This window comes from Pontibacter anaerobius (assembly GCF_026241195.1).
GTDB classification, from domain to species: Bacteria; Bacteroidota; Bacteroidia; order Cytophagales; family Hymenobacteraceae; genus Pontibacter; species Pontibacter anaerobius.
In genome coordinates this window covers 433,503-456,586 of record NZ_JAPFQO010000001.1, presented here as the reverse complement: position 1 = coordinate 456,586, position 23,084 = coordinate 433,503, and the positions used below count along the sequence as shown (strand labels likewise).

At 51.1% G+C, this 23,084-nt stretch carries 17 protein-coding genes; 5 read left to right on the top strand and 12 right to left on the bottom strand.

Annotated elements, in window-relative coordinates:
- Positions 1-93 precede the first annotated feature (93 nt).
- From OO017_RS02140 to lon, 4 genes are all read right to left on the bottom strand, one after another.
- Positions 94-2,043 (bottom strand): DUF3858 domain-containing protein, encoded by a 1,950-nt coding sequence (locus OO017_RS02140; protein WP_266050785.1) that lies wholly within the window; start codon positions 2,041-2,043, stop codon positions 94-96.
- Positions 2,044-2,285: 242 nt separating this feature from the next.
- Entirely contained in the window at positions 2,286-3,677 is a 1,392-nt protein-coding gene (gene hslU / locus OO017_RS02135; protein WP_266050784.1) for an ATP-dependent protease ATPase subunit HslU, read from the bottom strand.
- A gap of 68 nt (positions 3,678-3,745) precedes the next feature.
- Positions 3,746-4,789, bottom strand: a complete 1,044-nt coding sequence (gene porQ / locus OO017_RS02130; RefSeq protein WP_266050783.1) for a type IX secretion system protein PorQ — start codon at positions 4,787-4,789, stop codon at positions 3,746-3,748.
- A 115-nt stretch (positions 4,790-4,904) separates the two neighbouring features.
- A complete protein-coding gene (gene lon / locus OO017_RS02125; RefSeq protein WP_266050782.1) occupies positions 4,905-7,394 on the bottom strand; it encodes an endopeptidase La in 2,490 nt (829 codons plus the stop codon).
- 225 nt (positions 7,395-7,619) lie between these two features.
- Between lon and OO017_RS02120 the strand changes: the two genes are divergently transcribed.
- Positions 7,620-9,593 carry an OmpA family protein gene (locus tag OO017_RS02120; protein ID WP_266050781.1) on the top strand — a complete coding sequence of 658 codons (1,974 nt, stop codon included), beginning with the start codon at positions 7,620-7,622 and terminating at the stop codon, positions 9,591-9,593.
- 72 nt (positions 9,594-9,665) lie between these two features.
- Positions 9,666-10,424, top strand: coding sequence for a DUF4184 family protein (locus OO017_RS02115; RefSeq protein ID WP_266050780.1), 759 nt, complete (start codon positions 9,666-9,668; stop codon positions 10,422-10,424).
- Positions 10,425-10,475: 51 nt separating this feature from the next.
- On the opposite strand, the gene OO017_RS02110 is transcribed toward OO017_RS02115, so the two are convergent.
- The 5 genes from OO017_RS02110 to OO017_RS02090 form a co-directional block, all read right to left on the bottom strand.
- On the bottom strand, positions 10,476-10,982 hold the full coding sequence (locus OO017_RS02110) for a DUF6702 family protein (protein WP_266050779.1): 507 nt from the start codon (positions 10,980-10,982) through the stop codon (positions 10,476-10,478).
- Positions 10,983-11,042: 60 nt separating this feature from the next.
- Positions 11,043-12,068, bottom strand: coding sequence for a LysM peptidoglycan-binding domain-containing protein (locus OO017_RS02105; protein WP_266050778.1), 1,026 nt, complete (start codon positions 12,066-12,068; stop codon positions 11,043-11,045).
- A 149-nt stretch (positions 12,069-12,217) separates the two neighbouring features.
- Positions 12,218-13,531 (bottom strand): RIP metalloprotease RseP, encoded by a 1,314-nt coding sequence (rseP, locus tag OO017_RS02100; protein WP_266050777.1) that lies wholly within the window; start codon positions 13,529-13,531, stop codon positions 12,218-12,220.
- A 60-nt stretch (positions 13,532-13,591) separates the two neighbouring features.
- A complete protein-coding gene (locus OO017_RS02095; protein WP_266050776.1) occupies positions 13,592-14,743 on the bottom strand; it encodes a 1-deoxy-D-xylulose-5-phosphate reductoisomerase in 1,152 nt (383 codons plus the stop codon).
- 723 nt (positions 14,744-15,466) lie between these two features.
- A complete protein-coding gene (locus OO017_RS02090; RefSeq protein ID WP_266050775.1) occupies positions 15,467-16,969 on the bottom strand; it encodes a GH3 auxin-responsive promoter family protein in 1,503 nt (500 codons plus the stop codon).
- A 165-nt stretch (positions 16,970-17,134) separates the two neighbouring features.
- Between OO017_RS02090 and OO017_RS02085 the strand changes: the two genes are divergently transcribed.
- Together OO017_RS02085 and OO017_RS02080 are read left to right on the top strand one after the other, a co-directional pair.
- On the top strand, positions 17,135-17,566 hold the full coding sequence (locus OO017_RS02085; RefSeq protein WP_266050774.1) for an OsmC family peroxiredoxin: 432 nt from the start codon (positions 17,135-17,137) through the stop codon (positions 17,564-17,566).
- Between the two features lie 142 nt (positions 17,567-17,708).
- Positions 17,709-18,137 (top strand): hypothetical protein, encoded by a 429-nt coding sequence (locus tag OO017_RS02080; protein WP_266050773.1) that lies wholly within the window; start codon positions 17,709-17,711, stop codon positions 18,135-18,137.
- 99 nt (positions 18,138-18,236) lie between these two features.
- Here the strand turns inward: OO017_RS02080 and dnaA are convergent, their stop codons facing one another.
- The 3 genes from dnaA to OO017_RS02065 all read right to left on the bottom strand — a co-directional run bounded on the left by dnaA (position 18,237) and on the right by OO017_RS02065 (position 21,469).
- Positions 18,237-19,661 (bottom strand): chromosomal replication initiator protein DnaA, encoded by a 1,425-nt coding sequence (dnaA, locus tag OO017_RS02075; protein ID WP_266050772.1) that lies wholly within the window; start codon positions 19,659-19,661, stop codon positions 18,237-18,239.
- Positions 19,662-19,768: 107 nt separating this feature from the next.
- Positions 19,769-20,701, bottom strand: coding sequence for a bifunctional metallophosphatase/5'-nucleotidase (locus OO017_RS02070; RefSeq protein ID WP_266050771.1), 933 nt, complete (start codon positions 20,699-20,701; stop codon positions 19,769-19,771).
- A 12-nt stretch (positions 20,702-20,713) separates the two neighbouring features.
- On the bottom strand, positions 20,714-21,469 hold the full coding sequence (locus OO017_RS02065) for a 5'-nucleotidase C-terminal domain-containing protein (RefSeq protein WP_266050770.1): 756 nt from the start codon (positions 21,467-21,469) through the stop codon (positions 20,714-20,716).
- A gap of 186 nt (positions 21,470-21,655) precedes the next feature.
- Between OO017_RS02065 and OO017_RS02060 the strand changes: the two genes are divergently transcribed.
- The gene (locus tag OO017_RS02060; protein WP_266050769.1) at positions 21,656-23,056 is read left to right on the top strand and encodes a T9SS type A sorting domain-containing protein; all 1,401 of its coding nucleotides are present in this window, start codon (positions 21,656-21,658) and stop codon (positions 23,054-23,056) included.
- Positions 23,057-23,084: the final 28 nt, after the last annotated feature.

Genomic DNA, 23,084 nt, shown 5'->3' with positions numbered 1-23,084 from the left:
CTTCAAAGTATAAAATCCCAGCCAAAACAAAAAGCCAGTGCCCCTGCTTTGGCAGAAACACTGGCTTTTGTATTTGGCCTTCTTAATTAATCCTTAGTTCACTGCTTCTTTCTTGAACACAACCTGCTCCGCATGTTTTGCAACTGCCTGATGATACAGTTCACGCAGTTGTGGGTATTCCTCTGGGCTAAACAGTGTTTTATTGACATTTAACTTACTAATTATCATCAGCATGTTACCTATTTGCTGCACCATATAAGTATAGGTGGCGCTGTGGCTTGGCAAAGTCAGGCTTATATTCTGTGGCACTTCTTCCACTTTCCAGCCAGTGGGCACTTTAACGTTACACACAATTGTTTCCTTAATCGGAGCAGCAAAATCAACGGGATATATGCGCACGGGGTTCTGAAACGGATTTTTAGAAACCCCACTACCCATTATCGGATTCAGGTAAATCGTATTGGCGCTGCCAGCATTGTCTGCTGTAATTTTGTACGCGATAGCTAATGGTTTATCGAGGCTATCTATATTACTAATGATAGCTTCAGTTACTTTAGAGCTACCCGCGCCACTATAGGCAGCAGCATACTTATCGGCCCCCTCTTCTTTTATAGCTTGCCTTGTTGAGAGTGCACTATAGCCATCCAATAATTCTTCTCCGGTACCACTTACTTTACCGGAGTTATCAACTGTTAAGTTCTTTATATGATAGTTGCTATAAGAAGCTCCTGTGCTTAGCGAAATCCATTTAGACTCGGCACCTTCCACTAAATACCCCTCACCATTCAGGCAGCGGATTGGTAGCATGCCTGGTAACAACTGAGGTTCTGTAGCATCTAAAAGCAATTCTGCTTCATCAATTTTCACCTGCGCAACTACATAATCAAACTTTGTGAAGAGCGGTGTTTTTTTGTAAGGTTTGCCGTGACTGCGGGTACTTACCAACACAGGGTTGGCATCAAAACCAGCTTCCCTTAGCATTGCTATCAACAGCATATTTATATCTGCAACATCGCCCGATCGCTTTTTCAGAATCTCAGGGAGTGTCTTTTCAAGCCTCAGGCTATGGTAGCCATTCCACTTCATACTATCCTGCACAAAGCTGTAAATTCCTTCTACTTGCTGCAGTGGGTTTGTATCTTTAGCCTTGATCTTTTCTATCTGTTTTCCGAACCTGCCGGCCGGTTTCAAATGTTTACCAAAATCTTCATCCTCCGCTAAAATTTCGGCAAACTCGCTCCAGTCACCGGTTGGTATCTTCTGGTTACCTGAAGAATAGTTTATCTTGTAAAGCTCAAATTCTATCTTAGTTAGATAGTCGGATAAGGTAGTAAGGTAGCTTTCCAGGTGTAGTGCTGGCACATCCTTCGCTATCCAACGGTTGCCTTCTTTCCTGAAATTATACTTCAGGCCAAGGTCCTCAGGCGTATAAAGTGGATGGCTGCCCTGCTTCACCATTTTAAATGCATACTGTTCAGGCATTTTAACACGATACTCGCTCCACACAATTGGTATGGATGACTGGAAGCTCCATTCTTTCAAGTTATGGAGGTACCGCGAATCAATGGTGTAAGTATATTCTATTACAGAGCCTTCTCTCACATTAGGCATGGCGAACTTTTTAAGATGCACAAAAGCGCCATGGCGACCGTCATAGATCTCTTTGCCTCTTATTTTATCTTCTGTTATTTGCCCGTTAACAAGGTTAAAGGTAGATGCTTTAATTTCAGTTACCTGCTCTCCTCTGCCACCAGCCTTCACATAAGGTATATCAACGTTACCCCATTCATATCCTGCCTTCTTCAGAATTTTGATCCGAACGTGGCGTTTAAACACAAAAGCTGCATAATAATCGTGAACATACTCCAGGCTGCCATGGTCTGAAAGAATGACAGCTGCAGCGGAAGTATCTGGTGCGTAGGTGGACATGGCAAGGTCAGCCATATCAATTTGTCCAAATTTAGGGGCCTGCCCTCTTGAGGGGTGACTACCAGCAACGTAAAGTATAAGCGTTACTAATACGATTGTAAAATTTGTTTTCACGGATAAACTTTGATAGATATTAACACGCCTAAATATAAGGCTTTACCAACATATTTTATATTCCAAATAAAAAGCCAGTGTTTCTGCAGATGCAGAAACACTGGCTTTTAAAGTATAGCTAGAGTATAAACCTGCTCAAAAGCGAGTCTGGAGACTCGCAACACACGATGCAACACAGGTTAGATACCGGCGCCAGATGCAGCTTTTTAACTCTCCAACTCCTAAACTCCCAAACTCTCTAACTACAAAATATACTGGCTCAGATCGCGGTTTTTCACCATGCTCGACAGCTTTTCCTGCACCATCTCGCGGGTAACCAGGATGTGTGCGTTGGCTCCTATCTTGTCCGGCACGTCGAAAAGAATGTCGTTTAGCAGGCGGCTCATAACCGTGTGCAGGCGTCGTGCGCCGATGTTCTCTACTTCGGTATTCACTTCGTAGGCAATAGAAGCGATCTCGTCCAGAGATTCGTCATTGAACGACAGCTCCACCTCCTCTGCCGACAGCAGTGCCTCATACTGCTTGGTGAGGGCATTTTTCGGGAACTTCAGAATCTGGTAGAAATCGTCTTTGGTCAGGCTATCCAGCTCCACGCGGATCGGGAAGCGGCCCTGCAACTCCGGAATCAGATCGGATGGCTTGGCCACGTGGAAAGCACCGGCGGCAATGAACAGGATATGGTCGGTGTTGATGATGCCATACTTGGTGTTCACCGTGGAACCCTCCACAATTGGCAACAGGTCGCGCTGCACGCCTTCGCGGCTTACGTCCGGCCCGCTGCCTTTTTTGCTGGAGCTGGCTACTTTGTCAATCTCATCGATAAAGATCACGCCGGAGTTCTCCGCCTTGAAGATCGCCTCCTCCTTCACCTCATCCATATCGATCAGCTTAGAAGCCTCCTCCTCCAGTAAAATCTTACGCGCCTCAGCAATGCTTACCTTGCGCTTCTTGGTTTTCTTCGGCATCATGCCACTGATCATCTCCTGGATGTTCATCATGGAAGCCTCATCCATACCCGGACCCATCACGCCCATGCCCGGCATGGTGCTTTGCTGCACGCGTATCTCTATCTTGCGGTCTTCCAGCTCTCCGTTGCGGATCTTCTCACGGAACTTCTCGCGGGTGCGCTCGTTCAGCTCGTAATCGTTGTCCGGCACAACATTCGGGTCAGAAGTGGAGGAGTAACCAGGCGTGGCGCGGCCCTGAATCGGGGGGATAAGAGCGTCAAGTATGATATCCTCAACCACCTCGGCGGCTTTCTGCTTCACCTCCTCCTTTTTCTTCTGCTTTACCATGTTCACCGACTGCTCCACCAGGTCGCGGACCATGCTCTCCACGTCGCGGCCCACGTAGCCCACCTCGGTAAATTTAGAGGCCTCCACCTTCGTGAAAGGCGCATCGGCGATCTTGGCCAGGCGGCGGGCAATTTCTGTCTTACCCACACCTGTCGCCCCGATCATCAGGATATTGTTCGGCACAATATCACTTTGGATGCTTTTATCGGCATTCATGCGGCGCCAGCGGTTACGCAGCGCAATGGCCACGTTGCGTTTGGCGTCTTTCTGCCCGATGATGTATTTATCCAGCTCCGCTACAATCTGGGCTGGCGTTAACGATGCAATATTATCTAACATGTCTTCTTCTTGTATTAAAAAATCAAACCCGGCCTATAGCTAATACAAGCCATGAGGCTGTTTGGTTATTAACTGCTTTTCTTTTTGAGGAACGTGCCGGTGTTGGTGGCGATGGTGATGTAGTGCGTGGCGCCCGACGGATGGAAAAAGGCGCTGCCATAGTTCAGTTCAAAGCTCCGCACCCGCAGCATAGCCCCTACCGAGAAACCAGCCCCACCGGACTTACTCTCCAGCCGCAGTTCCTTGCGGCGCAGGTGGTTGTAACCGGCTCGCAGCTGAAAGTTCCTACTGAACACAAACTCGGCACCCGCCACAAAATGTCGGGCTATTTTATCGCTTAGCTTCTTCTCCTCCTTCACTTCGTTGCCATTCTCATCTAGCCTGCCCGGCGCGTTAGGGTCTAGGTACACGATATCGAACTGGTACAGGCGGTGTGCCGTGAGCGAGAGCCGCACCGGCATGTGCTCCGGCTTATAGCTTACGCCCAGCTGTGCATCCCAGGGCATCTGCTGCCGCTCCCCGCTGTCAAATGTTTTCACCTGGTAACCTACATTCTTAAACGCCAGCCCCACGGTAAAGTCTCTCTCCGGGTGCTTAAAAACAGCTCCGGCATCTGCCAACACACCCACAGCCTGGTCGCCGGCTATACTTGACACGGCTGCTTTTGCGGTTGCGCCAATGGTAAAGGCTTCTACTTCACGGGAATGGGTAAGCGCCAAGGTATAATCGTTCACGTTGAAAGTACCGACCTCCATACCTGTGGCATCGCGCTCTATAAAGTCCCCGTAATTCAGGTAATTTATACTTGCCGCCCAACGGCCATACTTCTCCGAGTTGAAGGCGTAAACCGCGTGGCTCTGCTTGATGTCGGCCAGGTAACCGACATAACTCAGGCTCACCTGCCCATCCATCTCCTGGTTCAGCAGCGCCGGGTTTGCGTTCACCATGTTCACGTCGTGGCCGCCTGCCGTAACGTTTATACCTCCCAAAGCAGCTTGCTTGGCACTTGCCGGCAGCTCCAGAAACGGAAATCCCCGCTGGCCGCCCACCTGTGCCTCTGCCGTGAATGCAAGGCCTAGCAGCACGCAAAGTATAAAGGCAACGGTTTTCAAGTTATTAATCCTGAGATAAGTATAAAGTTCAATGTCATCCGGTAAAAATCTTGATAGCGGTCGCAACAGCATTGTAAATTTTCAACCAAGATCCTTACCGGATGACAAAAGTATGCTAGCTATCTGCTTCTGCTTTCTCCTCCCGCACCGTCAGCTTCAGCGGGTTCTTCACCTTCTCCTTCAGCAGGGCGATCTTCACCACCTCATCCACACGATCTACATAATTTATGTGCAGGCCCTTGATGTACTGCTCCGGAATCTCGTTAATGTCCTTCCTGTTCTTCTGGCTAAGTATGATATCAATGATGCCGGCACGCTTGGCCGCCAGGATCTTCTCTTTGATGCCTCCCACCGGCAATACTTTACCCCGAAGTGTGATCTCTCCGGTCATCGCTAACCTGGCCTTCACCTTACGCTGCGTAAACACAGAGGCAATAGAGGTAAAAATGGCAATACCCGCCGACGGCCCGTCCTTCGGCACGGCACCCTCCGGGAAGTGGATGTGCAGGTCGTACTGATCGAACAGGCGGTAGTCTATGTTCAGGAGCTCGGCGTGCGCTTTTAAGTATGAAATGGCCGTCATGGCCGACTCCTTCATCACATCGCCCAGTTGGCCCGATAGCGTAAGCTTGCCTTTACCGCGGCTAAGTATACTTTCGATGAACAGGATATCGCCGCCCACCGAGGTCCAGGCAAGGCCCGTTACCACGCCAGCCGTGTCGATGTCCTGGTAAATCTCCTTGTCAAAGATCTCGGAACCCATGATCTTCACCACATCCTCCGGCTTGATGGATTTGGCAAACTCCTCCTCCATGGCCTTCTGCTTGGCTGTGTTGCGCACCAGCTGCCCGATCTTCCGCTCCAGGTTTCTAACGCCCGATTCGCGGGTATAGTCTTCGATCAGTTTCTGAATGGTGGCCTTGGGCACCTTCACATCCTCTGGCTCCAGGCCATGATCGGCTATCTGCTTGGGCACCAGGTGGCGCTTGGCAATCTCTGTTTTCTCCTCCAAGGTATAACCCGTCAGCTCGATGATCTCCATACGGTCGCGCAGGGCGGGCTGTATGGTTTCAAGAGAGTTGGCCGTGGCAATGAAGAGCACCTTTGAGAGGTCGTACTCCACATCCAGGTAGTTATCCATAAATGTATGGTTCTGCTCCGGGTCCAGCACCTCCAGCAGGGCAGAGGATGGGTCGCCACGGAAATCAGAGGCCAGTTTATCGATCTCGTCAAGTATAATTACCGGGTTGGAGGAACCTGTTTTCTTGATCTGGCTGATGATCTTGCCCGGCATAGCACCCACGTAGGTGCGGCGGTGGCCACGGATCTCGGCCTCGTCGCGCACGCCACCCAGCGACATGCGCACATAGTTGCGGCCCAATGCCTTGGCAATGGAGCGGCCTAGCGAGGTTTTACCCACACCCGGAGGTCCGTAGAGGCAAAGTATAGGTGCCTTCATGTCCTGCTTTAGCTTCAGCACGGCCAGGTACTCCAGAATGCGCTCCTTCACCTTCTCCAGGCCGTAGTGGTCTGCATCCAGTATCTTTTTGGTGCGCTTCAGGTTAAAGTTATCTTTGGTGTACTCGCTCCACGGCAGATCCAGCAGAAACTCCAGGTAGCTTACCGCCACCGGGTACTCGGCTGCCTGCGGGTTCAGGCGGGCCAGCTTATCAATCTCTTTTTTAAAGTGCAGCGCCACGGGCTCAGGCCACTTCTTTTTCTTGGCACGTTCCCGGAATCGCTCGATCTCCTGGTCCGGTCCCTCCTGGCCCAACTCATCCTGCAGCACCTTTATCTGCTGGCGCAGGAAATAATCGCGCTGCTGCTGGTCAATGTCGGTATGTACTTTGGAGTGAATCTCCTGCTTCAGTTCCAGCAGCTGTATCTCGCGCAGCATGAGTTCCAGCAGCTGTGTACCGCGCTCCTTGCCGTCGTTCACCTCCAGCAGCTCCTGCTTCTGAGCCACCTCCACGTTCAGGTTACTCGACAGGAAGTGCGTCAGAAAGCTTGGGCTGTCGATGTTGTCGAGCGCGACCTGGGCCTCCTGCGGTATCTCAGGGTTCAGTTTCAGCATTTTGGCCGCCGCATCTTTCAGCGACTGCACCAGTGCCTTCACCTCCTTGGATTTTTTGTCCATCGGCGTTTCCTCGCACAGGCTTACCCTGGCCGCCAGGTACGGGTCTTCCTGCGTTACCTCCTCTATCTTGAAGCGGCTCTGGCCCTGAATGATAATGGTCGTGTTACCATCCGGCAACACCAGCATCTTCAGTATTTTGGCAACGCTGCCCACATCGTACAGGTCTTCTGCCGAAGGATCATCGGAAATAGTATTCTTCTGCGCCACCACGCCAATGATTTTGCCGCCACTGTGTGCCTTGCGCACCAGTTTAACAGACTTTTTGCGGCTTACCGTAATCGGCAACACCACCCCCGGGAACAGTACCGTATTGCGCACTGCCAGTATCGGCAGTTCATCAGGCAGGTCTACCGGAGTCATCTCGTCTTCTATCTCAGCAGTTATCACGGGTATCAGTTCCATGTCGCCGTCATCCGACGCGCTACTGAGCAGCAGGTTTTGCAGAAAGTGCTTAAATGTTTGGTTCATATTTTAGATCAGTGCCAATTTGGCAGGAAAACACCGTTTCTCCCCCGGTTTCCCTGCGCTGCTTTATTGTTCAAGACTTGTGCCAAGGCTGTTCAGGCTGATGATTTGTCCGGTTTCTGAATATCTCCCGGACACCCACAAAAAAATAGCACTAACCGGCAGCACATTCACAATTATATAGCGCAAAATTAATATCTTTGAGCGTTGGGCAAAATTGCATCGCTGATGAATCGCTTGTTCCTGTTGGTATACTTCCTGCTCACGCTCCTGCTACCTGCCACGGTGCAGGCGCAGCAAATAAAACACGTTGACCCCAGCGATGTTTCCGAGGCTAACCTGCAGGTTGCAAAGTCTCAGCCAGACCCTGAACTACACCTTGATTTTCCCAATTTAAACAAAATCCCTTACTATCGCGACCGTAAGAAGCTATCTCTTATACATAGGTTGGAGAAACGTAAGCAATACAACAAAGTTCTTCCGCTGCTGGAGGAGTATGTGCACAATTTCGGGGTTGAAAATTTTTACAAAGACACCCAACTGCTTTGGCGCTTGGGCCAGCTGCACGAGCGCCAGGGCAACGTTGAAAAAGCAAAAGCGCTGTACCGCCTGGTACTGAAACACCACCGCTCCGACGTCCGAAACGTGATGTCTTACTACGACTCGCTGGAGCAGAATACCAAAGACTATTACGTGCCGCTGGACTATTATTATGAGCTGGTGGAGTACCGCAAGTCTATTGTATCGTTTAAGCCGCCACAGGGAGTTTACCTGAACATGGGCAATGCCATTAACTCCCCCTATGCCGACTACGGCCCTACCCTGAACGATGAGAACGAGGTGCTTATCTTCACCTCTAAGCGCAACGTAGGCGGCCTGCAGAACCGTTCTAACGAAGACTTATTTTATAGCAAGCAGAACAACGGCTTTTGGGAGGAGGCACAGTCTTTTGGGAAGCCGATAAACAGTATCTACAACGAGGGGTCTGGCTGCCTGAGCCGCGACGGAAAGACCTTATACTTTGCCCGTTGCGAGTCGCCGGACGGCTACGGCAACTGCGACATTTACATAGCCACACGCCAGGACGACGGCAGCTGGGGCCAGATCAAAAACCTGGGTGCCAACGTGAACAGCCCCGCCTGGGACTCGCAGCCAACCCTATCCAAGCAGGAGGACACGCTATACTTTGCATCAGACCGCTTGGGCGGCTTTGGCCTTTCAGACATTTACTTTACCTACAAAACCAAATCCGGCAACTGGGCGCCGGCACAAAACATGGGCCCGGTCATTAACACCCGCGAGAGCGAGGTGAGCCCTTTCCTGCACCCGAAATTCCAGGTTTTATACTTTAGCTCACGCGGTCAGCTCAATAATTTCGGCGATTTCGATATCTACAAAACATACCTGGTGCAGCGGCACTGGCAGGAGCCGCGCAACATTGGCCCACTGGTAAACGGCCGCGGCAGCGAGTATTACTTTACAATTGATGCAGGCTCCAAAAACCTATACTATGCCCGCTCCGAGGCCAACGACATCCAAAACCTGGATCTCTACTCGTTCCCGTTGCCGATGGAGGCGCACCCGCTGGCGGTAACCAAGGTGGAAGGTATACTCACCGATTCAGTTACCAACAAGCCGCTTTCTGCCGTTATTTCTGTTATTGATATGGACAACGGCATCGAGATATCCAGTAAGTATGTGCGGCCGGATGGCTCCTTTGAGTTTAACCTGATCGATAACACCCGCTACATGATCCTCATCCAGAGCCCTGATTTCTTCACCATAGAACGGGAACTGGAGTTAAGAGGCGACACCTCCCTGGATATCATGACATCGGTGATCGACTACAGTATACCGATGGTGTTTGAGAACATAGAGTTTGAGCCGATGCAGTCGGATATTACGCCGGACATGGAGCCGATACTCGACGAAGTGGCTTACTTCATGATCGATCACCCGACACACCGCCTCGAGATTGCAGGCCACACTGATAGCGCCGGGGACCCGGACTTCAACCTCACGCTTTCCCAGGACCGTGCTGATGCCATTAAGCGATACATTGAGCGCAAGGTGAACATCGGCACAGAGCGTATAGATGCCATTGGCTACGGAAGCAGCAAGCCTATCCGCGAGGAGGTGACCGAGGAAGACCGCCGCATCAACCGCCGCGTGGAGTTCATCATCATTAAGCCTAGAAATTAACAGCAGATTTCGGGCAACTGGCAACACCCTGCTTTAGCATTTACGTTAGTAGCAAGGGAACACAACCTTGATATGCCATTTACTGCCGCCCACCCTGCTATTATACTTCCACTACTGCGCCGCCGCTGGTTTTCAGCTACTGCCTTAGTCATAGGGAGTATGGCGCCAGATTTTGAGTACTTCTTCCGGCTCAGAACACAGAGTGAAGTTAGCCATACGCTGGCCGGCCTGCTTCTCTTTAACCTGCCGGTAACTTTGCTCCTGTGTTTGCTGTTTCATTCCACCGTGCGGGATCTGGCAGTGCAGTTCCTGCCGCCATACTTTAAAAAGCGTGCGCTGGCGCAAACTTACCCCGCAGACTGGCTCCAGTACCTCCGCGCGAACTGGCTTGTCGTCAGCTCTTCGGCTTTGTTGGGTGCTTTTTCGCACCTGTTCTGGGATAGCTTTACGCACCAGAGCCTTTATTTCGTATCGGTTCTGCCGGTGCTCAGCACTGTTGTGGAAATCCCTTTTATAGATTTCAAAATTGAACTACACCGACTACTTCAGCACCTAAGTACTGCCGTAGGGTTTGTAGCCATCTTAGGGTATGTACACCTTTTACCATCCACACCGCTGCTTAAGACGGAGAGAAAGCCTTGGTTTATCTTTTGGTTTGGTGTTGTTGCCGCAGGCTTCCTGTTCCTGCTGCTGAACATGCTGGTGCGCCCTCACCTTGTGCATGAACCCGGCGATCTGATTGCCACCCTGATCAGCGGCTGGATGATGGCTCTCCTCTTCTCGGGGCTGGCAGCCAAAGCCAGGGTTGCGACAGAAAAACAAAAAGGCTGAGTCCCTCCCAGGAATCCAGCCTCTATTTATACTTTATACTTGTAGTTTATACTATAGCGCTACCTTTTTCTGCGTTTCGCCGCGCTGCAGCAGCACACTTTCGGTTTTGCCTTTGTAGTTAATGTTCACGATGTTCATCTGGTCAGAGAAGAGTTCCGTGAGCACAGCATTTTTAACGTAAAGTTGCGGCAGGCTCTCCCGATCCACCGGCACCTCCAGGTACATCCACACCACATCGGCATCTTCCTCCGAGCCCAGAAACTTCTGCTTCAAAGGCTTCCCTTTCTCCACTTCCAGCGACAGGTTGGCTGCCAGGTAATCTGTCAGGTACTTCGTTACCTGCTCCGAAGTATGGCTGTATACTACTTTTGTCTTGTTACGCTGCGAGAGAGCATCCTCCAGGTCATCCATAAACACTTTTACAGCCACCTCCAGGTTTTGCGTGCGGGGGTTAAAGCGTACATCCGCAATGCTGGCGTGGTAATCGTGGGCGGCGGCAGGCTGTGCCATACACACGGTCAGCAGCAATAAGAGGAAAGGCAGGAATTTATACTTCATGAGGATTTCGTTTGTAAACAGGTAAACGGTAGCAAATGTAGTACCAGTTCCTGGGGCAGCTTATTTTTTGGCAGTCGGCAGATCAGAGAGCACACGCTTGGCCATGTTCGGCATGCTGTCGCTCACAATGCGCTGTACATCGTTGATGTTAGACTCATAGGGCACTTTTACCTTATTACCGGACACTAGCTCGCCCTTGCTGTCATAAATGCTGTAATGCACCGTAAAATCGCGTTGGTAGTTCTGAGCGGCACGATCCAGGCAGTTCTCGTAAATCGTCTTCACCTCAAACTGGTTGATGAAAACGTAGTAGTCGATGCCGTACTGGTTGTTGAAATAGCTGAAGAACTCGGGGTTCTTTACGGTTACGCCGAAGTGCTTGTCCGGGTCCTGCGCCACGGGTAGCACCGCTGGCTGGCCCTTTAGCCCCAATTTACCTTTCTGGTCTTTAACCCAGTTCAGCATTCCCCCTTTATCTTCCTTCACCTCCGGCTGATGGTTAAACCTCGACTGCTTGTTATCTGCGTAGCCATAGTTCAGCGACTTGTACAGGCGGCTCAACTCGCTCACACTGTCGCGGTACACGCCACCTAAAAGGTGAATGGTTTCGTAACCTTCCGGCGCCATCATGGCGTTCAGGCGGCCACGGAACACATGGCGCACATTCTGACGCGGAATTCTGGATTGGCGCGCAATCTCGTAATCAGCATCGGAGAAGTATAAATGTGGGTCGAAAGGCACCACCAGGATGCGGCTTTTGGTTTTGTAGGCGGCTGGCTTGGGCTCCGGTGCCGGAAAGGCCGAGGTACTCTCTACAGCTTTCTGGGTAGCGGCAGATTTTGCAGGGGCCGGTTTTGGCGTTGGCGTAGCAGCAGCTTTTGCTACCGGGGCTGGTTTGGGAGCCGGTTTAGCGGCAGGAGCGGCAGCCGTGGTAGCGGCTAACTTTTCCCTGGTGTTTGGGTTGGTAAGGTATAGCGTCTGGCCGATCTGAAGGGTGTTCCCATTCCAGGTCTGCAGAGAGTCCAGCGGAATGCTGAAACGGCGCGAAAGGCTGTAGTAGGTATCGCCCTGCTGCACCTGATACACGCTGTCGCTTTGAGCAGCGACAGCGTTCAGGTTTATATTTTCAGGCCAAGCAGCCGGTGCAGCTAAAACCTGGTTAAATGCAAATAATAAGAAAAGGATTAAGTTTGCTAAAAATACTCGAACGATGGATTCCATGAGGAAAATCTTTGTTAGAAGATTATCTTAAATACATCGTTAAAGATAGCAAATGCCATTAAGCCTAACAATAAAACCATACCCACTTTCTGAGCATTTTCCAAAAAGTTATCTGACGGCTTACGACCGCTGATCATCTCATAGGTAAGGAAAACCACGTGGCCACCATCCAGTGCCGGGATCGGCAGGAAGTTCATAAAGGCCAGCACCATCGAGAGCATACCCGTGATGCTCCAGAACTTGTACCAGTTAAACGTATCGCCAAAGATCTGGGCTATTCCGATCGGGCCGCTCAGTGACTTTGAGGCAGACACCTCGCCGCGGAAAATTTTGCCAAAGCCTTTCAGGTTAGCCGTGATCACGCCAAAGGCCTGGTCAGTACCCATCGGTATGGCCTCTCCCAGGCTATACTCGCGGGTGGCTGTCTGCAGCAGTGGCACCGCCTGGAAACCGATGGTTCCATCCTCTCCTACCTCTGCCTTTAGCTTCACCAGCTTCTCATCGCGCTCCACGGTCATGGTAACGGCTTTACCTTTGTTAGCTTGCATGGACTCCTGAAACTCATGGAAGAACTTCACGCTCTGCCCATTTATCATGGTAATATAATCATCCGGCTGCAGGCCTGCTTTGGCAGCGGCACTGCCTTTTACTACCTGCCCCACCTTAAACGGCAGACGCGGCTCTACAAAAAATGCTTCGTTCTTCTTGTCGGCCAGTTTGTCCATCAGGTCAACCGGCACCTTCAGGTCCACCAGTTGGCCGTTACGCTCCACAGTGTAGTAGGAGTTGCTGCCAAGCAACGCTTCCATCGAGCGGATATCCTCAAACTTCTCCAGCTCCTTGCCATTCACGGCCACTACTTTGTCGCCCGTCTGAAAGCCGATTTCTTTGCCTAGGTCATTGGCTACAATGCCATACTTAACCTCTTTGGCAGGTATGTACTCTTCGCCATAAGTATAAGTAAGCGCGATAAAGATGACGATACCTGTGATCACATTCACGATAATGCCGCCCATCATCACGATCAGGCGTTGCCAGGCTGGCTTGGCGCGGAACTCCCACGGCTTCGGCTCCTCTTTCAGGGCCTCTGTATCCATCGACTCATCTACCATACCGGATATTTTCACGAATCCACCTAGCGGGATCAAGCCCAGCATGTACTCTGTCTCGCCTATTTTCTTACCAAAAACCTTTGGCGGGAAGCCAATGGCATACTTCTCGACACGCATTCCAAACCACTTGGCCGTTAGCATGTGCCCCAGCTCGTGTAAACCAACTAAAATTGTGAGGCCCAGTATGAGCTGGCCCACCATGATCAATATATCCATCTAAAAAGAAAAAATTATCTGTTTTATAGCGCTGCCAGCTTAGGCAACAGGTAGTAATGTTTATTTGTTTAATAATGCTGCAGCCTGTTTGCGGGCTTCCTCATCTGTAGTAACATAGTCTTCGTAAGAAGGATTCGCAATATACGCAACTTTTGCCATACAGCTTTCGATGATGTCGGACATCTGCAGGAAACCAACCTCGTCACGCAGAAAAGCACTGACAGCCACCTCGTTGGCCGCGTTCAGGATGCAGGGCATGTTGCCGCCGCGCTCCATGGCATCAAAAGCCAGCTGCAGGTTTCGGAAAGTCTTCAGGTCCGGCTGCTCAAAAGTCAGTTGCGGGTAATCCAGGAAGCTAAAACGGGGGAAATCAGACTTTAACCGCTGCGGATAGCCCAGCGCGTACTGTATCGGCAGCTTCATGTCGGGCAGGCCAAGTTGCGCCTTAATGGAGCCATCCTCAAACTGCACCAGCGAGTGGATGATAGACTGCGGATGCACCACCACCTCTATCTGCTCGTTCTTCAGCCCGAAAAGCCATTTGGCCTCAATTACCTCCAGCCCTTTGTTCATCAAGGAAGCCGAGTCGATGGTGATTTTGGCGCCCATATCCCAGTTCGGGTGTTTCAGGGCCTGAGCCTTGGTTACTTCGGCCAGTTCTGCTGCGGTTCTTCCTCTAAACGGCCCACCGGAGGCTGTCAGTATGATTTTCTCGATCGGGTTATGAAATTCTCCGGCCAGGCACTGGAAAATGGCGCTGTGCTCAGAGTCTACAGGATAGATGTTCACACCCTTTTCTTTGGCAAGACTAGTGATGAGCTGCCCCGCCACCACCAGTGTCTCTTTGTTAGCCAGGGCAATCTGCTTGCCCGCTTTGATAGCGTGGATGGTTGGCAGCAGGCCGGCATAGCCTACCATGGCCGTGAGCACCATGTCCACGGTGCCCATCTCCACTACCGAGCAAAGCGACTTGCTGCCGGCATATACTTTAATATCCTCGTGCTGCAGCGCCTGCTGCACCTGTTCGTACAGGTCTTCCCGGGCAATTACGACTACATTTGGCTTAAACTCCAAGGCCTGCTGCACCAGCAGGTCGGCGTTGCTGTGGGCGGTGATCACCTCCAGCTCAAAGCTGTCCGGGTTTGCCCTAATCACATCCAGTGCCTGCACGCCGATGGAACCTGTGGAACCAAGTATGGCAATTCTTTTCATTTTATGTTTTTAGCTTGGGAGCAACTTTAGCAGATGCTCTCTTTATACTTTCCCCTCTTTTCTGGCGCAAGTCTTCAGACTTGTGTCTTTTTATGATGTTGAGTTTGTAACTCAACTGTAGCCATACTTTATACTTTGGCTATTCTCTTACACCTGTCAATTTCGCTGTTCCGGGCATCCCTGTCCGGAACCTTCCTGCCGCGGACTTCCTAGTCCGCGCAATCCGTACTTTATACTTCCCTAGCCGCTGCTTCCTGCAACTGGAAACAAGCTATCCTTACTAGCCGCCGTTCATCCTCAGTCTTACAAAGGCTATCGTTGCATCGCTTGCTTTGGATCCCTCCAGCCCGGGAGGGCTCGTCTTCCCGCATCGCGCTGGGACCTTTTCCTTTGCTCCTGCGTCGCAATGCCCTCACGGGCACCGGAAAAACTCCAAAGGCGCTCAACGGAAAGACTGGGAATCATTTCGATAGCCAAAGCTGACGCAGCTTCAGATCAATTCCCCTCCTCGGAGGGGCAGGGGTGGGTTTACATCTGCCGAAAAATCCCCTCCTCTGGACTAGCCAAAACATGAGTTTTGAGCTAGCGAGCGTAGCTCTAGGGGTGGGTTCATCGTCTACAGCTTCCCTCCTAAACTAAGTCGCAGATCCCGGACTTGTTTCGGTAAGGGGGCAGGGGTGGATGGACCCGGTACTGCAAATTTTCCACCTGTACTTTAAGAGCTTATGCCTCCTTACTCACCTCCAGCAACCCATCAGCCAGTTTTCTATCATTACTCAGCCTTGGCACCTTGTTCTGGCCGCCTAGCTTGCCCTGCGACTTCATGTATTTCTGGAAAGCGCCTTTCGGCAGCGAAGTCAGCTTCAGCTTCTGCAGGATGTTGCCCGCTATCAGGTCATCGTAGTACGAATTTAGCTGGCGCAGTTGCTTGTCCAGTTCCTCGGCGAAGGCGTCGGGGCTGTGCGGCTTCTGCGAGAACTCCACCAGCCACTCGTGGTACGACTGGCCCTGGTCCTGGCTCACAAATGGTGCCACGGTAAACTCGATCAGCTCCACCTCCTTAAATTTCTGCATGGCCAGCTTCATGGCCTTTTCCACTTCCTCGCCTATCACGTGCTCTCCGAAGGCTGAGATAAAGTGTTTGATGCGCCCACTCACGATCAGCTTATAAGGCTTTGTAGACACAAACTTTACCGTATCCCCGATGGAGTAGCTCCAGAGGCCGGCGTTGCTGCTGATTACGAGGGCATAGTTTACACCTGTTTCCACCTGGTCTATCGTCAGGCGTGTTGGGTTTTCGTTGAAATACTCCTCAGCAGGTATAAACTCGTAGAAGATGCCGGAGTTCAGGAGCAGCAGCAGCCCCGGGTCGGTTTGGCTGTTCTGGTAAGCAAAAAAGCCCTCCGAGGCGGGGAAAGTCTCCACAGAATCTACTTGCCTGCCGATGGATTCGAACAGCTTTTTACGGTATGGCTCAAAGTTCACGCCCCCGTACACAAAAAGGCCGAAGTTCGGGAAAATATCCTTTACCTGCTTGCCCGTCTGCCGGATCAGCTTATCAAAATACATCTGCACCCAGGGCGGGATACCCGAGATCAGTGTCATGTTCTGGTCGATAGTCTCCTCTATGATCTGGTCGAGCTTGGACTCCCAATCCTCAATGCAGTTGGTGCGGTAGCTGGGCAGCTGGTTGGTGCGCAGGTAACCTGGCACGTGGTGGTTGGCGATGCCGGATAAGCGGCCGGTTTTTATGCCTCCCACTTCCTCCAGTTCCGGGCTACCGGAAAGGAAGATCATCTTGCCATCCAGAAACGCGGACCTGCCGGTTTCATATACATAGGCCAATAGCGCATCGCGGGCCCCGTAAATGTGGTTAGAGATGGAGTCGGAGGAAATAGGGATATACTTCGTGCCGGAGGTGGTACCGGATGTTTTAGCCAAATACAGCGGCTTGCCGGGCCACAGCACATCTTGCCCACCCTCCTTTACCTGGTTAAAGTATGGCAAAAGCGCCTCATAATCGCGCACGGGCACGGCTTGTACATAATCGGCATGCGTTTTTATACTTCCAAAGCCGTGGTCTCGGCCAAACTTTGTCCCCTGCGCCTTGTTTATAATCTCCTTGAAAACAGCTTGCTGCGCCTCTGCCGGATTTTCTATCCAGCTTTGGTTCTTACGGTGCACATAGGCCGCAAATGGCTTACTCAACAACGCTCTAACACCCATACAATCAGCTTTAGTAGAAAGTAAAGATAACCAGATAATGCCGCAATGCCACACCTGCAGACAACATAAGCGCAAATCCTTCTAAATTAGGCGGGCATCAACCTAAACCTGCAAACGCAGTATTAGTTATACAGAAACTTATTTAACTATAAACATACACAGACTATGAGAAAACACAGAGCAGAAGCACGCTGGGACAAAGGCCTGAAAAACGGTGAAGGCGAAGTAAAATCAGCAACCGGAGCCTTCCTGGCAAAGTACACTTTCGCCTCCCGCTTCGGCGACAGCACGAGCGGCACCTCGCCGGAAGAACTGATAGGCGCCGCCCACTCCGGCTGCTTCTCCATGTTTCTGAGCGGGCTCCTGGAAAAAGAGAGCCTGACGCCGGAGTACATACACACCAAGGCCGTGGTAACCCTGGGCGAGCTGGACGGGGCGCCGACCATCACCAAAATAGAGCTAAATACCGAGGTGAAGGCCGAGGGGCTGGACGATGAGAAACTGCAGCAACTGGCGCAGGACGCCAAGAAAGGTTGCCCTGTGTCAAAGGCGCTGAACGCGGTGCCCGAAATAACACTACAGGCCACTCTTTTGTAATATTTTACTATATTGCAGGCAGCCGTTTCCGGCCACTCATGTTTCACAAAATTATATAGTAATGGCAGTATCTGGTAGTAGTGCCCGATCGACGTTGATTGTGCAGTTAAGCCCCACGCGTAATGCAAAACTCTCTTTTACAGTGCAACTTATACTTACACTGTTTTGGTTGGCCTGGGCCGCTATGCTGCTTTTCTCTGCAGACCGCACTTATGAGCAGAGCTACCTGTACTATGCTTTCTTTGGCCTGGCGGTAGTTTTCTTTTTTTATGTGATGCTGCAAAACACCTCTATTTTTGGAGTGCAGTCTTACATTGAGGTTACGCCGCAGTACATTGTGCAGAAATTTGGTGTGTTCCGTACCAAGCATATCATCCAGATCCCGGATATAGCTGCGGTGCATATTACGCCGCTGGCACTGCGGGTTACGCTGAAAGATGGCGAGCAAGTATACCTGGACCTGAAACAGGTGCGCAAGAAACGTGATCTGGACCGCATTAAGAACAAGATCCGCGATATGGCCGAGTTACACGAGTTTGAACTAACTGACAACGTAGGCAACAACGTGTAAGCTGCGCCAACAGCAGTTTTAAAGTATAAAAAGAGCGGCGGCCATACCTTTGCAAAGTATGGCCGCCGCTCTTTTTATACCTGGTTTATACTTCCAGGCTTAGCCCGCTTTGGATTTAAACTTCTTCTGAAGCTCCTGTATGCTGGCTTTGAATTTCTTGTCTGTGTCGATCAGGTCGGATACGGTTTGCACTGAGTGGATTACGGTGCTGTGGTCGCGGCCACCGAAATGGTAACCGATGGACTTGAGCGAGTGGCTGGTGAACTCTTTGGCAAAGTACATGGCCACCTGGCGCGCCGTCACGATCTCTTTCTTACGTGTTTTGGCTTTCAGGGAGTCCAGGCTTACCTGGAAGTACTCAGCCACGGTTTTCTGGATGAAGTCAAGGTTTACCTCTGTCTCCACATCCTCAATAATATGCTTCAGGGCCTGCTTGGCAAGCTCCAGGTCAATCTCTTTTCTGTTCAGCGACGACTGCGCGATCAGGGAAATCAGCACGCCTTCCAGCTCACGCACGTTCGTGTCCACGCTGTAAGCCAGGTACTCTACCACGTTATCCGGAATATCGATGCCATCGCTCTGCATCTTCTTGTGAATGATGGCCATACGCGTTTCGAAGTCCGGGCTCTGCAGGTCGGCGGTAAGGCCCCACTTGAAGCGGGACAGCAGGCGCTCCTCCAGGCCTTTCAGATCGCGTGGCGGGCAATCTGAAGTCATCACGATCTGCTTGCCCGACTGGTGCAGGTGGTTGAAGATGTGGAAGAACATTTCCTGCGTCTTCTCCTTCCCGCTCAGGAACTGCACGTCATCAATAATCAGAATGTCTACCAGAAGGTAGAAGTTGGCAAAATCCTGAATGTTGTTTGTCTTAACAGACTCGATGAACTGGTTAGCAAACTTCTCGGATGACACGTACAGCACAAACTTCTCGGGGTTGCTATTTTTGATGTGGTTGCCGATGGCCTGCACCAGGTGTGTTTTACCAAGCCCCACCCCGCCGTAAATCATCAGGGGGTTAAAAGAAGTGGTACCTGGTTTATTGGCCACGGCATAACCCGCAGATCGGGCCAGGCGGTTGCAGTCACCTTCAATGTAGTTCTCAAAGTTATAGGTTGGATTAAGCTGTGAGTTAAGGAAGTTACGGTCGATGGTTTTCGACTCGAACGGGCTCTTAATAAAGCTTTGCTCCGGTTTGTATGAGTTTACTACAGCGGCAGGTATCTTTTTAGTCGGAATATTTACCGTCTGCGGTTTATTGCCATCGTTGCCTCTATCTACTATAATAGAGTACTCTAGGCGGCCCTCGCTGCCAAGCTCTTGGTAAATGACCTTCTTCAGAAGCTGCACATAGTGTTCCTCCAGCCACTCATAAAAGAACTGGCTGGGCACTTGTATGGTAAGTACGCTGTCGCGCAGGGACACAGGTTTGATCGGCTCGAACCAAGTCTTAAAACTCTGTTCGCCAATGTTTTCCTTTATCACCTGGAGGCAGTTATGCCATACAGTTGAACAGTCTTTGATCATCCAATTTTCCAAAACTACATAAGATATGCTTGGTGTAACAAACGGCTCCTTTTATTGGCAGGGGGTTACAAATTTGCTCAATTATCTGTAAACAAAAAATTATTTTTTCACGAAGTTGTTACAGGTATGTTCACAGGCAGAACGGCCGTTCTCACGTCAGTTTTTTGCATTGTTTTTTTGCTGAAGCTAAAGTCCAGCCGCCCCAGGAAGATACCTGACCAGCCTACCTGATTCACAAGCGTTTCGTGGCCAGTGGCATGCCGGATAAGCTCCGGCTGATCGAGGAACGTGTGGGTGTGGCCGCCCAGGATAAGATCGATACCCTCCACCTGCCGGGCCAGTGTTACATCATCGATCTTACCGTCCTCATATTTGTAACCCAAGTGTGAAAGACACACTACCATGTTACACTTCTGGTTCTGGCGCAGCTCCTGCACCATTTCGCGGGCCGTGGCCACCGGATCGAGGTACAATGTTTCGCCGTAGTTGTTCTGGCTTACCAAGCCCGCCAGCTCAATGCCCAGCCCAAAAACACCAACTTTTATACCTTGCTTCTCAAACACCTTGTAAGGTGCAAACCGGTTCTGAAGTATGGTTTTGCTGAAGTCGTAGTTGGCGCTCAGGAACGGGAACTCAGCGTGCGGCAGCATCTTCTCCAGCCCCTTCAGGCCGTTGTCGAAGTCGTGGTTGCCGAGGGTGACGGCGTCATACTTCATCTGGCTCATGAGTTTATACTCCAGCTCACCGCCAAAGAAGTTAAAGTATGGCGTGCCCTGCCAGATGTCGCCGCAATCCAGCAGCAGCACGTTGGCCTCCTCTTTTCTAATCTGCTCTATCAGGCTGGCGCGGCGGGCCATGCCGCCCATGCCGCCATACTTGCGTCCGTCGTCCGGGAAAGGGTCGATGCGCGAGTGCTGGTCGTTGGTGTGCAGGATGGTGAGGTTTATACTTTGCGCGGCCTCGGCAGAGAACGGAACGCCCAGCAGGCTGATACCAGCCGCCCCTACTGCCGTAGTTTTCAGAAAGTCTCTTCTTCTCATTTTAAAGTATGGTTAAGGGAGGATGGTCACTCTTTTTGTAGTATCGGCTGTAACTGGTTTGCCAGCCTCGGTTAGCTGCCGTATGTGCTGCAGGATAGCATCGCGTAGCAGCAAGCCCACGTTTTCATACTTCACCGCATTCTTCAGCATACTCAGGTCATCGCCGCCGCCGGCCAGGTAATTGGAAGTAACCAACGTGTAAGTCTTGCCCGGGTCGAAAGGCTTGCCGCCGATGTTGATGGCTGTGGCCTTGCCGTTTTGCACGGTATAGGTGGCGTTGCCGATGGGGGCATTCTTACGCCCGGCGGCGTAGTCGAACAGCTGCTTTACCGTCTCTCCTTTCAGGGTAAGTACCACCAGCTCGTTCTCGAAAGGCATCAGCTCGAATACATTACCCGTTGTAATCTTGCCCTCCGGCAGCGGCACGCGCAGGCCGCCGTTTGTAGTCAGCGACAGGTCTATCGGCTTTTTGTAGAGTGGTGCGGCCTGCTCCAGTTGCAGATCCACCACAAAATTACCCAGCGGCGATTCGTAGTCTCCCTTGCTCAGGGCCACGGGCGCGGTACCCACCACTTCCGACATCTTCATGGTTACCTCTTCGCGATAAGGGGCTATCTGCGCCTCCATTTCCGGGTCTGGGGCGATGGACTGGTCTACCGGCACATCGGTTTCACTCAGGGAGGGTGAGGCTACCCATGGGCGCTGGCAGCCGGCTATACTTAACGAAAGCGCCAACACAGCCAGCACTTTAGAGAAATTACTTTTCATGGGCTTATATAGGGTTTGGCTCCAAAGTTACCAGCCTCTCCAACACCAACCAAGTTGTATAGGTTCTATGCGGCTTTACTTGCACCGCATAAATTATAATTATTTTCACAAATTAATTAAATATAAAAATCTACAGTATCGTTATACTTATGTATATTGTCCATTAGACCATTGCCTCGCATACTTATGAAAACAAAACTATACCTCAGCGTATTAGCGTTCCTGCTGCTGCCTGTGTTGGCGCGAGCCACCCACATTAATGGTGGTTTTATCAGCTATACTGTCGATCCGCAGAATCCCCGAAATTTCAACTTTACGCTAACATTAATAACCAACCATTTTTCTACAGCGGAGGACCCTGATATTACTGCTCAGATGGGTGACGGAAACTCAGTAATTGTACCTCGGGCCTCAGTTAAAAGGTATAACGATGTCTACGATTTGGAGCTGTTCCGTTGGACGTATACCTATGCCACCCCAGGCAATTACACTGTGGGATGGATCGGGCCGAACAGGGATCACAACATCCTCAACATGCAGTCACCTTCAGATATACTGAGTTATTACGCTTATACCACCGTAATCGCGAACCCGCTGAGCGCTAACCGCCATGGCATCCACCTGGCAGGCCTACCTATTCTGGAGGGAAGTGTGGGTGAGCCTTTAAAGCACAATTTAGCCGCATACGATGCCGACGGCGACAAACTTATCTACCAGCTTGTAACCCTTAAGATGCAAGACAGAGAAGGTAATATAAGAAATGTGCCAGGTTATGAGATACCCAATGGGCTGACTATTGATGAGTATGGGGAACTGAGGTGGGATGCTCCCGCAGCAGCTGGCAGGTACGCCATTGCCGTACAGATGATAGAATACCGCAACGGCCTGGTACAGGGGCTGGGAGTGGCAGACTTTATGGTCATCATAGCGCCTAAAGAAAAAGATATCGCGCCAAGCCTGGCCTTGCTGAATAAAGGCCGCCTCACGCAGAACGATGACGGCTCTGTGAACGTGAAGCCGGGTGAGCTTTTCAAACTGGAGTACTTCCTACGGAAACACCCTAACAGCGCTACGTCCGTTAAAGCCATGCTCCACAGCGAGATTGACACCCTGGAGCTAGTGCCTGTCAACGTGGCCGTCCGCGACTCTGCTGATGGAAAAGCTGTAACTGTGTCATTCACACCTGCCCCGGAAATGGTACGGGAACATCCGTATATAATAGCCTTATCCGCTTTATCTCAAGAAAAACACCCTCAGTCCGATTCCTATTACCCTAGCGCCGCCTGGGAATTCACCTATGTATATGTTGGCGAGCACCAGCCCACCTCCTCCGAAGGCGGCCTGAAAGAGCCAGGGTTCACACTTTACCCCAACCCTGTTGCCAATAAGTTTATCGTGGAGGCCCCCGACATGCCGGGAATGTTCGTGCACTTTTTCGATGCCAATGGCAAAAGGACAGCAGCTCTTAAACTAAAACCCGGGAAGAACCACTTTGCCAGGCCGGCCTCATTTTCCAGTGGTTTATACTTTTACACTATCTATAGTCGCTTTAAGCCGGTTGGCAGCGGGAAGCTGGTAGTGAAATAGATAAAAGGGGCACTTTTGGATGAAAAAG

Coding starts and splice junctions, on each gene's coding strand:
- hslU (WP_266050784.1), bottom strand. CDS start 3,677: ATGTTAGATAATATTGCATCGTTAACGCCAGCCCAGATTGTAGCGGAG.
- OO017_RS02090 (WP_266050775.1), bottom strand. CDS start 16,969: ATGGGTGTTAGAGCGTTGTTGAGTAAGCCATTTGCGGCCTATGTGCAC.
- OO017_RS02065 (WP_266050770.1), bottom strand. CDS start 21,469: ATGAAAAGTAATTTCTCTAAAGTGCTGGCTGTGTTGGCGCTTTCGTTA.
- OO017_RS02110 (WP_266050779.1), bottom strand. CDS start 10,982: ATGAAGTATAAATTCCTGCCTTTCCTCTTATTGCTGCTGACCGTGTGT.
- OO017_RS02120 (WP_266050781.1), top strand. CDS start 7,620: ATGAATCGCTTGTTCCTGTTGGTATACTTCCTGCTCACGCTCCTGCTA.
- OO017_RS02070 (WP_266050771.1), bottom strand. CDS start 20,701: ATGAGAAGAAGAGACTTTCTGAAAACTACGGCAGTAGGGGCGGCTGGT.
- OO017_RS02085 (WP_266050774.1), top strand. CDS start 17,135: ATGAGAAAACACAGAGCAGAAGCACGCTGGGACAAAGGCCTGAAAAAC.
- dnaA (WP_266050772.1), bottom strand. CDS start 19,661: ATGATCAAAGACTGTTCAACTGTATGGCATAACTGCCTCCAGGTGATA.
- lon (WP_266050782.1), bottom strand. CDS start 7,394: ATGAACCAAACATTTAAGCACTTTCTGCAAAACCTGCTGCTCAGTAGC.
- OO017_RS02115 (WP_266050780.1), top strand. CDS start 9,666: ATGCCATTTACTGCCGCCCACCCTGCTATTATACTTCCACTACTGCGC.
- OO017_RS02060 (WP_266050769.1), top strand. CDS start 21,656: ATGAAAACAAAACTATACCTCAGCGTATTAGCGTTCCTGCTGCTGCCT.
- rseP (WP_266050777.1), bottom strand. CDS start 13,531: ATGGATATATTGATCATGGTGGGCCAGCTCATACTGGGCCTCACAATT.
- OO017_RS02095 (WP_266050776.1), bottom strand. CDS start 14,743: ATGAAAAGAATTGCCATACTTGGTTCCACAGGTTCCATCGGCGTGCAG.